This is a genomic window from Rhodonellum sp., assembly GCF_030656585.1.
In the GTDB taxonomy this organism is placed as follows: Bacteria; Bacteroidota; Bacteroidia; order Cytophagales; family Cyclobacteriaceae; genus Rhodonellum; species Rhodonellum psychrophilum.
Map to the genome: position 1 here is coordinate 98,940 of NZ_JAUSPP010000026.1, position 16,448 is coordinate 115,387.

The following is a 16,448-nucleotide window of genomic DNA, read 5'->3' on the forward strand; positions in this document are numbered from 1 at the left end:
GAGATAAATCTTAATTTACAATCCCCAAATTCAAGAAGTCTTTATGTACATTATTTTTGATACCGAAACCACCGGCTTACCAAGGGATTACAACGCCCCCATCACAGATCTGGACAATTGGCCGCGGCTAGTTCAGCTTGCGTGGCAGCTGCACGATGAAAGAGGGAAGCTCCTTTCCAACAATAACTTCGTGGTCAAACCGGAAGGCTTTACAATCCCCTACAATGCGGAAAAAGTGCATGGAATCTCCACTGCAAGGGCATTGAGGGAAGGGCACTCACTTTCCAAGGTATTGGAGATTTTTCACTTGGATGTCGTCAAGGCCAAATATTTGGTCGGTCACAATGTCGGTTTTGACATCAATGTGGTGGGATCGGAATTCTTGAGAAAAGAAATCCCAATGCAGCTGCTCGAAAAGCAGGAACTGGACACCAAAGACATTTCCACGGATTTTTGCGCCTTACCTGGGGGAAGAGGCGGCAAATTCAAGTGGCCCACTTTGACGGAATTGCACCAAAAATTATTCGGGAAAGGATTCGTCGATGCCCACGATGCAGCCTATGACGTCGACGCAACCGCAAGGTGTTTTTTCGGACTGATCACTCAAAAGATCCTGCTTCCCGAAAAGGGATTGGATGCCAGGGAAGTCATTTATGAGGCACCAACACTGGAGGCAGCCAACTTTGCCCAAGCCAAAGACCCACAGAAAACCGCCGCAAAAGATGTGTTGAAAGGAGTGGGTAAGGCGGACATTTCTGACCTGAAGGATGTGCCTTTTACGCATCTCCATGTGCATACCCAATATTCCATTCTTCAAGCCACTTCGGAAATCCCGGCCATGATCCAATTGGCCAAGTCACTGAACATGCCTGCCATTGCCATGACTGACCATGGCAACATGATGGGCGCATTCCACTTTGTTCGGGAAGCTTTGGCCAATGACATCAAACCTATTGTCGGCTGTGAATTCAATGTCTGTAGAGACAGGAGAAACAAATCCCAAAAAGACGATGGATACCAAACTGTCCTCTTGGCAAAAAACAAGGCTGGATACCACAACCTGGCCAAGCTATCCTCCTATGCCAATATCCAAGGATTCTATTATCTCCCCAGAATTGACAAAGAGGTACTTCTCGAGTACAAAACTGACCTGATCGCCACAACCGGTGGGATCTGGGGTGAAATCCCCTTTTTGATCCTCAATGTGGGCGAAACCCAAGCGGAGGAGGCATTTGTCTGGTGGAAAGAACAATTTGGGGAGGATTTTTATGTTGAACTCAACCGACATGGCATTCCTGAAGAGGAAAAAGTCAATGAGGTTTTATTGGGCTTTGCCAAAAAATACGGCGTCAAATATTTTGCAGCCAACAACACCTATTACAACCAGAAAAAAGATGCCAATGCCCATGACATTCTCCTGTGCGTGAAAGATGGGGAATTGGTGGAAAAACCAAAGAAATATATCGGCAAACGGGGCCGTGAATTCCGATATGGATTCCCAAATGAGGAATTTTACATCAAGACACCCGAGGAAATGAAGAAGCTCTTCGCAGATCTTCCGGAGGCGATTGAATGTACCAATGAGATTGAGGGGAAAATTGAAGCTTATAAACTTGCGCGAGAGGTTTTGCTTCCGAAATTTGATATTCCGGAAGAATTCAAAGATGCCAAAGATGAGGAAGATGGAGGAAAACGAGGCGAAAATGCCTATCTAAAATTCCTGACATATGAGGGGGCGAAATTGCGCTATCCGGAACTCACCCCGGAAATCGTGGAGAGGCTGGAGTTTGAATTGGCAACGATTGAGCGGACTGGCTATCCGGGTTACTTTTTGATCGTACAGGATTTTACCCGTGCGGCCCGGGACATGGGCGTGTCCGTGGGACCGGGAAGAGGATCAGCCGCTGGATCGGCGGTCGCTTATTGTGTCAAAATCACCAATGTAGATCCCATCAAGTATGACCTCCTCTTCGAGAGATTTCTAAATCCAGACAGGGTTTCCCTTCCAGATATTGACATTGACTTCGATGACGAAGGCAGGCAAAGCGTCATCGATTATGTGATCAATAAATACGGATCCAATCAAGTTGCCCAGATCATTACCTATGGAACCATGGCAGCCAAATCTGCGATCAGGGATACCGCAAGGGTACTTAATTTACCATTAGCTGATGCGGACAGACTTTCCAAATTGGTACCGGACATCAAGCTCAAAGCACTCTTTGCAGTCGGATTGGATAGGGCGAAGTTGGCGGACAAGCTCAAAAACAATTCAGAAAACATAGGACGTGCAGAGGAGCTGATCCGGATTTCCAAAGCCAATGACAGCCTTTCCAGAACGGTCAACCAAGCGGCCGTTCTTGAAGGATCTGTTCGGAATACAGGGATCCATGCCTGTGGGGTGATCATTACCCCAAGTGACATCACGGATTTTGTTCCGGTGGCCTTGGCCAAGGATTCAGACATGGTCTGCACCCAGTTTGACAACTCGGTGGTGGAAAATGCCGGCTTGCTAAAAATGGACTTTTTGGGATTGAAAACCCTGACCTTGATCAAGGATGCCGTCAAAATCGTAAAAGAACGGCACGGCATTGAACTCGATCCGGATAATTTTCCGATTGACGATGAGAAAACCTACGAACTTTTTCAGAAAGGGGAAACCGTTGGCATATTCCAGTATGAATCTGCGGGGATGCAAAAATACATGCGGGAACTGAAACCCACCGTTTTTGCGGATTTGATTGCCATGAATGCGCTTTACCGTCCGGGTCCATTGGAATATATCCCGAGTTTTATTGGGCGTAAGCATGGGACCGAGCCCATTGTTTATGATTTGGAGGACATGAAAGAATACCTGGAGGAAACTTACGGGATCACAGTCTATCAAGAACAAGTAATGCTTTTGTCTCAGAAACTTGCTGGATTTACCAAAGGTGAGGCCGATGTGCTGCGAAAGGCGATGGGTAAGAAACAGAAAGATGTTTTGGACAAAATGAAACCCAAATTTGTGCAGCAAGCCTCCGCAAAAGGGCATGATGCCAAAAGATTGGAAAAAATCTGGAAAGACTGGGAAGCCTTCGCTTCGTATGCCTTCAATAAATCCCACTCCACCTGTTACGCTTGGATAGCGTATCAAACGGCCTACCTAAAGGCGCGATACCCAGCCGAATACATGGCTTCCGTATTGAGTAACAACATGAACGACATCAGTCAGGTGACCTTCTTTATGGAGGAATGCAAACGGATGGGATTGGCAGTATTGGGTCCAGATGTCAATGAATCCAAAAGCGGATTTACCGTCAACAAAGAAGGGAAAATCAGGTTCGGGTTGGCAGCCATCAAAGGCGCTGGCAGTGCCGCGGTGCATGCGATCATCGCTGACCGGGAAAAAACGGGAAATTACCTCAACATCTTCGATTTTACAAAAAGAGTGAATTCCAAAGCTGTCAATAAAAAAACCCTTGAGGCCTTGGCCATGGGAGGTGGATTTGACTGCTTCCACGCACACCATAGAAGACAATATCTCGAGGCACCGGAAGGAGAAGGAACCTTGCTGGAGAAGGCTGTGAGATACGCCGTCAAAGTCCAGCAAGAATCTGAAAGTTCTCAGGTGAGTCTATTTGGCGGAGGATCGGGAATGGAAGTTCCGCTTCCAACAATCCCCCCCATGGAACCCTTCAGCCAGTTGCAGCAATTGAACATCGAAAAGGAAGTCGTGGGATTGTATATCTCTGGGCATCCCTTGGATCAGTTCAAAATTGAAATTGATTCCTTTACGAACACGCCTCTCCCGGATATGGCCAACATTGAAGCACTTCGCTCCAAGGGTGATTTGAGAATAGCTGGGATGGTGACGAGTTTTGCCCATAGAACAACCAAAACCGGAAAACCTTTTGGCACCTTGACCATGGAAGATTACCATGGTGGCCATACGTTTTTCATTTTTGGGGAAGACTATGTCAAGTTCAAGGAGTATTTCATGACAGGCTGGCACCTGTATATCATTGGGTCTGTACATCCAAACCGGTGGAAGGAAAATGAGTTTGAATTCAAAATCAATTCAATCATGCTCCTCGGCGAAGTCCGTGCGAAAATGATCAAGGGACTTCGGGTGAATATCGACTTGGATGATCTTACTTTAGACCTGATGGAAAAACTCGAAGCCATCACCAAAAAGTATAAAGGGGAGGCCAAACTGTACATCAATGTAATTGACAGGAAAGAAAACATCACTTTGGACTTGATGTCCAGCCGGTATTCCATAGACCCTTCCAATGAGATGATCAAGGACTTGGACCAACTCCCGGAGGTGGTTTATCAAATCATTTAAGATGGGGAATTGATGCGTTGCCCAGAAAAATCAACAAATTTGACTGAATTTTCGAAGCTTGTGTCAATTATGAAATTGGGAAATAATCCTGCCTTTCAGGATAAAATTCCTCACATTAGGAACTTATCAACCCCTTTTCTACTTTAGAAGTATATTTGAAAATTAAGAAATATCAATAAATACAATACAATGGCAAAAGCAATAGAAATTACTGACGCAAATTTTGAGGAAATCATGAATTCTGACCAACCAATTTTGGTCGATTTTTGGGCAGAATGGTGTGGCCCGTGTAAAATGATCGGACCCTTGGTGGAAGAATTGGCCGGAGATTATGAGGGCAAAGCCATCATCGGAAAAGTGGATGTAGATGCCAACCCTGGCGTTGCACAGCAATTCGGCATCAGAAGCATTCCCACCCTCTTGTTCTTCAAAGGTGGCGAAATCGTTGACAAACAAGTTGGTGCAGTTCCAAAAGCAGTTTTAGCTAAAAAATTGGACGCTCAATTATAATTAGTCCCTTAAACAAAACCCCGAAACCAGTTTTCGGGGTTTTGTTATTATTACCCTTTTTTTCTTCCCAAATTTCAAGGATTGTCACTTTCCTTTTTAAATCTATAAAAATAGAATGTTAAATTCCCTCCACTAATTTGGTCTTCAAATGAGAGGTGATTCATTTGCCCTATTGGGGTATACACTGCACCGTTTTTAACAACACCGTCTTGACTCAAATCCCTAAATCTCACTTTTAAAATGGAGCTTAAAAACTGTTGAAGTTGTCAAGAAGCCACTCGGGAAAATAGCCCAATCACAAAAAAATACAATTGGACAAAACCCAAAAACAAACCTGGTATTCCGAGTGATTTCCTTCCAAACAAAAATCTTTGCTTCAAGTTCTAGATTACGTATACAACCAAGCATTATTCTCATCCTCAATTATTCATTTTATTTTTAGTAGCTTTCAAAATATGTCGGAAAAATTAATAACCCTCTCTGAATTCTTGAAATTACGGGAAACACTTCCCATCCTAGATGCCCGTAGCGAGAGTGAATTTATTCAAAGTCATATCCCAGGAGCCCTAAACTTACCGATTTTAAATGATGGGGAGAGAGAAATTGTGGGTACACTTTATAAGCAAGAGGGGAATGAATCTGCAGTCCTCAAGGGCTTTGAACTGGTTGGACCAAGATTTCATCAAATCCAAAAGGAAGTCCTGCTGAATTATCCTGACAAAAAAATTCTCCTCTATTGTTGGCGGGGCGGGATGAGGAGTCAAATATTGTCTTGGCTACTGGGAATGGTCGGCTTTGAGGTGTTCAGATTAAAAGGAGGTTACAAAACCTACCGAACCTTTACCTATGAAAGAGTCCGAAAACCCTATAATTTCATTGTCCTAGGTGGAAAAACCGGGACAGGTAAAACCGTTTTGCTCAAAGCACTGGAGGACAAAGGTGAACAAGTGGTCGATCTGGAAGGTTTAGCCCACCATAGAGGTTCCTCCTTCGGGGGAATTGGCCAAGAGAAGCAACCCAGTGTAGAACAATTTGAAAATCTCCTTGCCGAAAGGTTGATTCAATTGGATCAAATACATCCGATTTGGATTGAAAACGAAAGTAGGAATATCGGGAAGGTGACACTTCCAGATGGGATATTCCAACAAATCCTGACCGCTCCGATCATCAAAATTTCCAAAACCGAAGCGGAGCGGATCACACATATCGAAGAAGAATATGCTTCCCTGCCCAAGGAAGAATTAAAAAATGCCATCCTCAGGCTGAGCAATAAGCTGGGAGGACTTAGAACCACAGAAGCCCTAGAAGATCTGGAAATGGGGAGACACCGATCCTGGATTGAAAACATGTTGGTCTATTACGACAAAACTTATGGTTTTGACCTGAACAAACCCATTCGTCAACACGAATTTTCTCTGGATCTATCCCAAATCCCATTATCCGAGGCTTGCCAAAATCTACTCAAAATAAAAAATGATATCAATGCAAAAAGTGGAAATCAAACTGACACAGTGGAGTGAAGGATCGGGTTGTGGCTGTAAAATCGCTCCGGCCGTTTTGGACCAAATTCTGGGAAGCAGTCAAACCATACAGAAGCCCGATCAAAATCTTTTGGTCGGCAATGACAAAAAAGACGATGCCGCAGTTTACCTGATCTCGGAAAACCAAGCGGTCATCAATACGGTTGATTTTTTCACGCCAATCGTAGATGATCCTTATGATTTTGGAAGGATTGCAGCGGCCAATGCCCTGTCAGACATTTATGCCATGGGAGGTAAGCCTCTTTTCGCAAATGCAATCCTGAGCTGGCCTGTGGAGAAGCTTGCGCCAGAGCTAGCCGCTAAGGTCTTGGAGGGCGCCAAAGCCATTTGTGGCCAAGCGGGTGTCATCATCGCTGGAGGGCATAGCATTGCAGCAAAAGACCCGATTTTCGGCTTATCCGTCACTGGCTCCATCGATCCCGTGAACCTGAAGACCAATAACGGGGCAAAAGCAGGAGACCTTATCTATATCACCAAACCCATCGGCATCGGCGTATTGGCCACGGCTTTGAAAAGGGAGAAGATCAACGTAGACGATTACCAAAAACTGATTCAATATACCTGTGAGTTGAACAGCATCGGCGAGAAAATTGGCCCTGTATCCTTTGTCCATGCGATGACAGATGTTACAGGCTTTGGTTTGGTCGGTCATTTGATCGAAATGTGTGAAGGTTCTGGGCTTTCTGCAAATATTGTATTAAAAGATATCCCTTTGATTGATGGCGTTCAGGCCTATATTGACCAGTTTATTTTCCCAGACAATACCTACAGAAACTGGAATGCCTTCAGCGCCAAAACAGAAGGTGTGAACGGAATGGAGCTTGTCATCCTTTGCGATCCACAAACCAGTGGTGGATTGATGCTGGCAGTTGATCCCAGCAAAAAAGAGGTGTTCGAGAAATGGATGGTAGATGAAGGTTCCCAGTCCTTCTTGATCGGGGCTTTTATGCAAAAGGGTGAATCCGTGGTCAAACTTTCCTAAAAGCCACAAATGGTGGGTTTAAATGGGTTCTGAAAAAAATTAGAGAAAATAAAAATTTGAAGCGCATCTTAGTCGGGATAAGTATCTTACTCTTCAATTCAACCCTATTGAAACTTTAATTTAAATCGATAGCTATGATTTTGGTCAACGACTTCAACATAACCGGACTCAATATTCTGCTTTGGCAAGCCATCAATCTTGGCCTCATTTTAATAGTGCTTTTTGGAATTTGGAAATTTATAGGGCAATCACTAAAACAAAGAATTGATTTTCCGGTCACTCTAAATTTTGCCTCAAGGATCAATCGCTGATCTTTCATGAGGTAAACTCAGGTAAAAAAATGAAATTTCTTGAAAAATCCCTTAAAAGGCACCTTCAATTGAGTGTCTTTTAAGGGATTTTTAATTGGTGTTTTTAAGATGATCCTGACCTGATCCAAAAAACCAAAAGATTATTAAAACATAAATTCCTTAAGGCAATAATTTTACCTGAATATTTTTGTAATAAATAATGCTTTTAGGATCATGTGCCTGAAGCGCGATGGTTCCGCTGCTCAGTTTTTGGGTTCCGATTTTGGTAGGATCTCTTTCCTTGTCTTCAGATTCGTCATATTCCATCACAACTTTGTCATTGATCTTCACCGTGATTTTGTCGCCCTTGACGATGATGTGCTGGGTGTACCATTCGTTGTCTTTGACGAACACTTCCTTTACATCATTCACGGAATATAGACTTCCTGTTTTCCTCCAGTCGCTATGCGTTTGGTTTACCTGAATTTCATAGCCTACGGACGGCCAACCCTCTTCCTGGAATTGAGTATGAATGAATATGCCGGAATTTGCACCGGGTTCTGTCTTCACCTCAGCCTTGAATTCAAAGTTCTTGAAATCATGGTTGCCAATCGGACCATCGTAGAAGAGGTGGGCACGCTTGCCATCCACCTTGAGCACACCCTCTTCAATCAAAAAAGAAGCTGGATTTTCGGAAATTTTCCAGCCATCGAGACTTTTCCCGTCAAAAAGAGAAATCCAATCCCCTTGTGCGGTGGCGTGGAAGGTTAAAAAGCAAAGGGTGAGAATCAAGAGTAATTTGTTCATGGTGTTTATAGGTTTTTTTGGGGTACAAAATTGAGTTGTTTGACTTTTCAAGTTCGGGACAAAATAATTGAATTCATAAAATTCGGGATTTTTATACCCGTTTAGCTCAATTTATTAATATGCGAAACCCCGCCTGAAACAATGAACTTCATGATGTCCGCACTTTTTACATTGTTCAGGACCCTCACATTTTTATAGGGAACCAGATAGAGATTGCCACTGAAGTTGTAACTGTGGGGAAAATAAATGGCGACCAACTCCTCTTCTTCCAGCACAAGGAGATTGTCTTGGGTAATGAATCCCAACCGGGACATCCCCTCGGAAAGTTTTACGATCACGGGGATGTTGAATTTTTTCTTATCGCCCACAAAAGCCGACATCAGGTCTTTGATACTCGTGTAAAGGATATTGATCAGCGGAATTTTAAAAACCCACCGTTCGAAAACATCAAACAATGGCTTGGTGATAAAAAGCCCTGCCAGATAGCCAACAAAGGTAATGAACATGAGCATGATCAAAATCCCCAAGCCCGGCACGGGAATGGGTAAAATCCCATCCAAAAAATTAATAATCAATACAATGACATAAATCGTCAATGCCAAGGGGACCACAAAGAGCAATCCGCGAAAGAAGTAGGTAATAAATCTTTTGGAAGTAAATGACATAACAGGGAAGACTGGATGATTAGAGCCCTTAAATTACAAAAGGATGTTCGAAATAAATGAAAAAAATTAAATTGACTGCCGCGGATACTCTAGAAAAATAAACCAAATTAAAAATTGAATGGAAAATTCATAGGAGAATCAACCAAAAAAATCACAGGTATTTTTGCTTTGCCTTCACCTGATTATAAGTCACGGGATGGAAAACAAGGAAAAGGCTAAACAAAGGCCAGGAACAAAACCTGGGAGATCATTGAAAATTCAAAGATCCCCCACGTTACTTTAAAACAGAAAAGTGTTAATTCAAGGAAAAAATCAATATTGTCGGATTCCGATCCTTATCTGGATTATCTACCAAACTCTTCTCTGAATATTCCTCCGGGTTTAAAAAAGCATAAACCCTGTTTTCTTCAACATGGAACAGATTTTTCGCACTCAACTCCTCCGATTCAATGCCATAATTTTTGTTTTCCTTTTGGTTAAAGGCAGAGAGCCGACGCTCGCCATTGTCGCCAGACCAAAGAAAAAATACCCATTCCCGATTCTCAAATACTCTTCCCCAATGAAAAAATGGCCAAGTAGTCATTATTTTTTGCCTCGCCTCCATCACGTCTGCATTTCTGATATCATCGGTCATTTTCCTATTCCCAAAATCAAAAACAAACTTGGGTTGATAGCCTTTTTCGGTAACCTGATATACGGTGTCATTCATGGATTTGGCAAATAGCACCCCCAAATCCCCTCTTGTAAATTCTTGGTCTACGGCCATATAATCCGTATTCCCAAAATCAAATACACCCGCGTTTAAAATTTCCTTTTTATGAATGTCTGCAATGATTCCCAAATCATGTTTTCCTTCTCCAAATTCCCTTCCATCCAAATGAAATGCATATTGATCTCCCCCAACATGAGAAAATCGCATGGCCTGAAACTCTCCATAACGGCCCTCATTTATAAATTCACCATTACTCGAATGAAAGAACAAAACCTTACGCTGATTTACATCCAGAATGGCAATCGCATCTTTTTCTATTTCCAATTCAAAATCAAATGGCAAAATATATTTCCCCAAACCATCTCCTTGTGATTCTATTCTGAAAATAAATTGACCCTCCTTGCCAAACTTGGTGATCGATTTGGTTATTGTTTTATCTAGCACATAGTAGCCACTATCATCCACTAAAATCTTATCAACCATACCTACGATGCAATCCTCACAAAATTCAAGCGGCACAGTTGATTCAAGACTGAGGGTCCCCTCAGGCAAAATATCATTTTCATTATTGACCTGAATGGTTTTCAAATCAAGGTCAGAATACGGACCTTGATTTGACTGATTACAGCTGAGCAGAACCAAGAAACCAAACAAGATCAGATTTAAATGTTTCATTGCAGTGGAAGGTTAAGTTATAGATTTAAAAAAATAATGAAAATTGATACTGACATACATTCTTTCATAAAAAGCTATATTAAGTTAAAAATACACAATTATATATGTAGTCATCAAAATTTATTCGCTTCATTATTAGACAATCTTTCACCTAAATAGAAAAAGCCCTTGGGAAATCAATCCCAAGGGCTTTTTTAAAACCATTTAAGAGGTAATCTTACAAATCAATTCCCATAAAAGACATGAATGCAATCCCCATCAAGCCTGTCAAGAGCATGGTGATACCAAGTCCCTTTAGTCCATTGGGCACGTTTGAATATTTCAGTTTTTCCCTGATCGCTGCCAATGCTACCATGGCCAACAAGAAGCCTGTTCCAGATCCAAATCCATACACTACGGACTCAGCCAAGGTGTAGTCTCTTTGTGCCATGAAAAGTGATCCACCCAAAATCGCACAGTTAACGGCGATCAAAGGAAGGAAAATACCCAATGCTCCGTAAAGAGCAGGAGCAAATTTTTCCACTACCATCTCCACCAACTGTACCATCGCTGCAATGATCGCAATAAACATGATAAACCTTAAAAAGGTAAGGTCAATTGTGGCAAAAGTCTCTCCCAAAAATGACAAAGCACCTTCTTTCAATACAAATTCATTCAACAACCAATTGACAGGTACGGTGACGGTCAATACAAAGACAACCGCAGCGCCCAATCCTATTGCTGTACTTACTTTTTTGGATACGGCCAAAAAGGAACACATCCCAAGAAAGTAAGCGAAAACCATGTTATCGATAAATATCGATCTTATTCCCAAGCTAATTAATTCCATGTCTCAGTGCTTTATTAATGTTCTACATATCCAGTTTTGGTACGTTGTACCCAAATGATCAATCCCAAGATGATGAAGGCACCTACAGGTGAAACCATCAGGCCATTGGTGGCCAAGCTGAAATCTGCTCCGAAAAGATTAGAAATCGGCTCATATATCGCGACACCGAATACCGACCCTGATCCCAATAGCTCCCTAAAGAATGCTACTGCAAGGATGATCCAAGAATAACCCAATGCACTACCGAATCCATCCAAGACAGAATCGTATGGTTTGTTCCCCAAAGCAAACGCTTCAAGACGACCCATTACGATACAGTTGGTGATAATCAAACCTACGAATACGGACAATTCCTTGTACATGTCATAAGCAAAAGCTTTCAACACTTCGTTTACAAGCGTCACAAGGGTTGCAACTACAGCCAATTGAACAATAATCCTTACCCTTCCAGGAATGGTATTTCTCAAAAGGGATATCGTTAAATTGGACATGACGATTACAAAAATAACCGAAATGGCCATCACCAAGGTTGGCTGCATCTGCGTGGTCACTGCCAAAGCCGAACAAATACCCAATACCTGGATGGTAATTGGATTGCTGTCGATCAAAGGATCGGTGATTAATTTTTTTCTTCTTTTGGACAAAAGCTCCTCAGCAGGCTTTTTCACTGTTGTCACTTGTGCTGTTTCTGTACTCATTATTTTTGGCTTGAAACGTTCAAATTCAATTTAATACCGCTACTTCTGAAGCACTACCGGATTTTTGCTTTTCTAGAAAAGGCTTGTAATGTCCGATGTAGTTTTTCAACATGTTGTTGACGCCATTTGCGGTGATCGTGGCTCCAGACAATCCATCCACTTTATGCTTGTCTCCGGAGTAGTCCTTTCCTTCACCTTTTTGCATGACCACAGATTGTAGATTTCCTTCTTCGTCAAAAATTTCCTTCCCCTGGTATCTTTCCTGAACATTGGAGGCGGTAATTCTTGCTCCCAATCCGGGGGTTTCTCCTTTGTGGGAGAATGTTACCCCTTCAATGGTATTCAGATTGGTCTGAAGTGCAACGTAGCCCCAAATTTCGTCCCAAAGCCCAGCACCATATACTGGCAAAATGTAGTTTTCTATGTCTTCAGGATTTCCTTCAGCATGATAGATAAAGATCGGATATTGCCTTTTTTCAGGAGCCAATTTGTAATTTTTGCTTACGTTGACCTTTTCAGCGACGATTGGATTTCCATCGGCACCTTTCTCTACTTCATTGCCTTGGATATCGACAACCATGGAGGAAATTCTGTTTTCATAATAGGCGAGAACTTCTTCTGGTTTCAGGACTGATAATTCCTTTGGATCCATAACGGCACCTAAGATTTGCTTCTTATTGTCCAAATCTTCGGCTTTCTTCTGAAGAGGTCCCAAGACCTGAGAAGTTCCCGATAGCAATAATCCCAATACTACTGTGAGTATTATTGAGAATGTGATGATATAAGCGTTAGACTGTTGCACGTTGTAACCTCCTTTTCTTGTTTGCTTTCACTACATAAAAATCAATCAGTGGGGCAAAGACGTTCATCAACAGAACGGCAAGCATGATTCCCTCTGGATACGCTGGATTGGTAACCCTGATGATCACGGTAAGCACACCGATCAGCAATCCATAAATCCATTTTCCTGTCTCGGTCTGAGAGGCGGAAACTGGATCAGTTGCCATAAAGACAACACCGAAAGCCAAGCCACCCATTACCAAATGGTACTCTGGACCCATGGCCATGTATTCGTTTACGGCAAATGCATTCATGATGAGGCCCATCAAATATGCGCCTGCAAAACCACTTACTATGATTTTCCAACTTGCCACTCCTGTACCTATCAAAATCGCAGCACCGATCAAAGCCATCAATGTTGATGTCTCGCCGATAGATCCTGGGATCCAACCCACAAACAAATTGACAAAACTAAACAACCCGTCTCCAAGAACGCTGTTGTGTGAAGCCAAAGCTGTGCTGACCTGTTCTCCGTCAACTCCTGCATTGTAGGCAACGGCTAGGGCCGTGGCTCCTGAAAAACCGTCTACAGGTGCTTTGTCACCTAGGTAGGTCCAAACTTGATCTCCTGATATTTGGGCAGGATAAGCAAAATAAAGGAAAGCCCTTGCCGTCATCGCGACGTTTAGGATATTCATTCCTGTACCTCCAAAAACTTCCTTTGCAATCACCACCGCAAAAATGGTGGCCAATGCTACCTGCCATAAAGGCAAAGATGCGGGAACCACCAAAGGAATCAGCATTCCCGTTACCAGGAAGCCTTCATTGATGGGGTGTTTTCTGATCACTGCAAAAGCTGCCTCTACCAATCCACCTGCAGCATAAGCCACGATAACGATTGGAAGCACTAATTGAAGACCCAAAAGCATTTTCGGACCGAAGTCTTCCCACAACCCGGCGGTTTCCCCAACGGCTAGAAAGTGCTGGTGACCTGTATTGTACATGCCAAAAAGAAGACAAGGAATCATGGCCACTACTACGGTGATCATCATTCTCTTTAAATCTATCGCATCCTTTACTTGTGCGCCTTTGATACCATTGGTGTGATTTGGTGAAAACATAAAAGTCTCCCCAGCTTCAAACAAATAGTAAAGGTTTTCCAATTTCCCTCCTTTATGAAAAAGGGGTTTCTGTTTGTCTAACAGTTCTCTTAGAAACTTCATATGATTAACTATATTGAATTAAATCTATTCCTTTTCTTAGGATTTCCTGAACCGGGTGTTTGGAAACATCCACGAATTCACATAAGGCCAAATCCTCCTCAACCAACTCATAAATCCCCAATTCTTCCATTTCGTCATAATCCTCAGCCAAAATTGCCTTGAGAAGATAAACTGGAAGGATGTCCATCGGGGTAACGCTTTCAAAAACTCCTGTTTGAACAAAAGCTCTTTCCTCACCTCTGACATTACTGTCCAATACAAATTCTTTGTTTGGAGTCAGGAACGACAAAAGGCCCAAGGCCCTATGGTAGCTGAGTTTGCTGGCAGTTGGTTTCATCCAACCCAAAAACTCATAATAGTCCCCTTCAGGAATAAGTGTGATTTGGTTATGGTAATATCCCAAATAACCATCCTTGTTGATTTTTTCTCCCGTCAAGACATTTCCGGAAATAACTCGGGTATGTTCTTTCACGAGGTTGCCAGCGACAAATTTATCGACACAAGCTCCCAAATACGTTTTTGTATATGCTGTGATTTTGGCTTCAGAACCCGTAATTGCGATTATTTTAGAAGCATCATAGATCCCCTCCAAGAATAATTTACCGACTTGAACAACACCAAAAGGACTGATTGTCCAAGCGATTTCACCTTTGCTGACAGGATTGAGATGATGGATTTGAACGCCAACATTCCCCGCTGGGTGCGGTCCCGAGAAACTATTGATCTGGGCACCTTGGATTTTGGAAAAAACAGAAGAACCTTCGCTGTCGGCATTGACATTTAAATGAACAATTCCAGTGGTCAGTTTTTTCAAAACATCGATTCCAGCTTGAAAAAATCTTTCCATCCCTTTCAAGGTAAAGGAAAGATCGGGAGCCAATGGATGGGTATCGAATCCAGAAACAAATATGGCTTTTGGAGAATCACTTGGATTGGCAACAATACCAAAGGGTCTTTGGATAAATTGAGGCCAAACTCCACCTTTTGTCAATTGTGCCAGTGCATCTTGTTTGGAAAGCGATTTGAGCTCCTGCTCTGAATATTTTTGGAAAGATTCAAAGCTGATTTCCTTATCGGCCAAAATCTTGATCTCCAACAATTTTCTTTTTTCACCTCTCTTGATCTCAACGATTTCACCGGATACTGGCGATACATAAAGCACTTGGTCCATCGCCTTGTCGAACAAAAGCGGTGCGCCGGCCTTTACAATATCTCCTTCATTGACAACGACTTTGGGTCTTTGCATCCCAATAAAGTCGGTGGGCTTAATCGCGAAAGTTTGAACAGGCAGGAAATCAACGATCTTCTTTTCTGCTTTTCCTACAAGCTTGATATCAAATCCCTTCTTGAGCTTAACTAGTTTTGACATATTAATTTTTGAACTGAATGGTCCTTTGAAAACGCCTCAAATCTAATAAAATACATTAGTTATTAGAAGATAATTCTGGTAATATTTGTTGCCCTCTTGTTTTATGACCCAATATTTTGGACAGAAGACTGTTTATCCTTTTGTCAAAACCAAATCTTCATGCAGTGAATTGAGGAAGCGCTGCACTTGTTCCATCAACCACATCGGAGTGGATGTTGCCCCGCAAATGCCGACCTTATCCTCAAATTTAAACCAAGTGGCATCTATTTCTGTTTCATTTTCCACAAAATAACTCCTTTCATTTTCGGTTTTGCAAACCTGATAAAGGGCCTTTCCATTTGAACTTTTCTTTCCGGAAACGAAAATGATGACATCGTTCTCTTTGGAAAAATTCAAAAGTTGCGGTTCTCTATTGGATACTTGCCTGCAAATGGAATCATTTGCATTGAAATCCATTTCCTTGAATTCGCCATTTGCTTCCTTTATTTTGGCTTCTATTTTCTCCTTCAATTCATAGAAACCTTTAGTACTCTTGGTGGTCTGACTAAAAAGAGTGACTGGTTTGGTGTAATCGATTTTTTCCAAATCCTTTTCCTCCATCACCACGATGGCCTTTTCCAAGGTCTGGCCTGTCAAGCCTATTACCTCAGCATGTCCTTTTTTGCCATAAATGACAATTTGACCCTGCTCCCTTTCCATTTTATCAAAGGCATATTTTACCCTGTTTTGAAGTTTCAAAACGACAGGACAGGAGGCATCAATCAATTCAATGTCATTCTCCAATGCAGTTCTGTAGGTTTCAGGCGGTTCCCCATGGGCCCTGATCAACACCTTGCAATTTCTGAGTTGCTGAAGTTGTTCCCTATCGATCACCACCAATCCTTTTTCATTGAGCCTTTTGACTTCCATGTCATTGTGGACAATGTCACCCAAACAATAAAGTTTGTCAGACATTTCCATTTCATCCTCAGCCATTTTTATGGCGAATTCCACCCCAAAACAATATCCTGAATTTTTATCAATGGTTACTTCCATAC

General features: G+C 42.3%; 13 protein-coding genes. 4 read left to right on the forward strand and 9 right to left on the reverse strand.

Going from position 1 to position 16,448, the window contains the following annotated elements:
• The first annotated feature begins 43 nt into the window (after positions 1 to 43).
• The 4 genes from dnaE (at position 44) to selD (ending at position 7,363) form a co-directional block, all read left to right on the forward strand.
• The gene (dnaE, locus tag Q7J63_RS05885) at positions 44 to 4,330 is read left to right on the forward strand and encodes a DNA polymerase III subunit alpha (RefSeq protein ID WP_304884671.1); all 4,287 of its coding nucleotides are present in this window, start codon (positions 44 to 46) and stop codon (positions 4,328 to 4,330) included.
• Positions 4,331 to 4,519: 189 nt separating this feature from the next.
• Complete coding sequence (gene trxA / locus Q7J63_RS05890; RefSeq protein ID WP_019596828.1) at positions 4,520 to 4,840, forward strand: thioredoxin; 321 nt, start codon at positions 4,520 to 4,522, stop codon at positions 4,838 to 4,840.
• Between the two features lie 455 nt (positions 4,841 to 5,295).
• Positions 5,296 to 6,360 carry a tRNA 2-selenouridine(34) synthase MnmH gene (gene mnmH / locus Q7J63_RS05895; RefSeq protein ID WP_304884673.1) on the forward strand — a complete coding sequence of 355 codons (1,065 nt, stop codon included), beginning with the start codon at positions 5,296 to 5,298 and terminating at the stop codon, positions 6,358 to 6,360.
• Positions 6,323 to 7,363 (forward strand): selenide, water dikinase SelD, encoded by a 1,041-nt coding sequence (selD, locus tag Q7J63_RS05900; protein ID WP_304884675.1) that lies wholly within the window; start codon positions 6,323 to 6,325, stop codon positions 7,361 to 7,363. Before mnmH ends, selD begins: the two co-directional genes overlap by 38 nt.
• Positions 7,364 to 7,833: 470 nt before the next feature.
• On the opposite strand, the gene Q7J63_RS05905 is transcribed toward selD, so the two are convergent.
• The 9 genes from Q7J63_RS05905 to Q7J63_RS05945 all read right to left on the reverse strand — a co-directional run bounded on the left by Q7J63_RS05905 (position 7,834) and on the right by Q7J63_RS05945 (position 16,446).
• Entirely contained in the window at positions 7,834 to 8,460 is a 627-nt protein-coding gene (locus Q7J63_RS05905; RefSeq protein WP_304884677.1) for a DUF1080 domain-containing protein, read from the reverse strand.
• Between the two features lie 101 nt (positions 8,461 to 8,561).
• Positions 8,562 to 9,125, reverse strand: coding sequence for a DUF502 domain-containing protein (locus Q7J63_RS05910; RefSeq protein ID WP_304884678.1), 564 nt, complete (start codon positions 9,123 to 9,125; stop codon positions 8,562 to 8,564).
• Between the two features lie 295 nt (positions 9,126 to 9,420).
• On the reverse strand, positions 9,421 to 10,512 hold the full coding sequence (locus Q7J63_RS05915) for a 6-bladed beta-propeller (protein ID WP_304884679.1): 1,092 nt from the start codon (positions 10,510 to 10,512) through the stop codon (positions 9,421 to 9,423).
• A gap of 217 nt (positions 10,513 to 10,729) precedes the next feature.
• Positions 10,730 to 11,341 (reverse strand): NADH:ubiquinone reductase (Na(+)-transporting) subunit E, encoded by a 612-nt coding sequence (gene nqrE / locus Q7J63_RS05920; protein WP_026333515.1) that lies wholly within the window; start codon positions 11,339 to 11,341, stop codon positions 10,730 to 10,732.
• Between the two features lie 14 nt (positions 11,342 to 11,355).
• Positions 11,356 to 12,039, reverse strand: a complete 684-nt coding sequence (locus Q7J63_RS05925; RefSeq protein ID WP_304884681.1) for an NADH:ubiquinone reductase (Na(+)-transporting) subunit D — start codon at positions 12,037 to 12,039, stop codon at positions 11,356 to 11,358.
• 25 nt (positions 12,040 to 12,064) lie between these two features.
• A complete protein-coding gene (gene nqrC / locus Q7J63_RS05930) occupies positions 12,065 to 12,841 on the reverse strand; it encodes an NADH:ubiquinone reductase (Na(+)-transporting) subunit C (RefSeq protein ID WP_026333514.1) in 777 nt (258 codons plus the stop codon).
• Positions 12,828 to 14,042: an NADH:ubiquinone reductase (Na(+)-transporting) subunit B gene (locus Q7J63_RS05935; RefSeq protein ID WP_019596816.1), complete on the reverse strand. Its 1,215-nt coding sequence runs from the start codon at positions 14,040 to 14,042 to the stop codon at positions 12,828 to 12,830. Before Q7J63_RS05935 ends, nqrC begins: the two co-directional genes overlap by 14 nt.
• A gap of 4 nt (positions 14,043 to 14,046) precedes the next feature.
• Positions 14,047 to 15,411 carry a Na(+)-translocating NADH-quinone reductase subunit A gene (locus Q7J63_RS05940; protein WP_019596815.1) on the reverse strand — a complete coding sequence of 455 codons (1,365 nt, stop codon included), beginning with the start codon at positions 15,409 to 15,411 and terminating at the stop codon, positions 14,047 to 14,049.
• Between the two features lie 132 nt (positions 15,412 to 15,543).
• A complete protein-coding gene (locus Q7J63_RS05945) occupies positions 15,544 to 16,446 on the reverse strand; it encodes a 4-hydroxy-3-methylbut-2-enyl diphosphate reductase (protein WP_031326956.1) in 903 nt (300 codons plus the stop codon).
• Positions 16,447 to 16,448 lie beyond the last annotated feature (2 nt).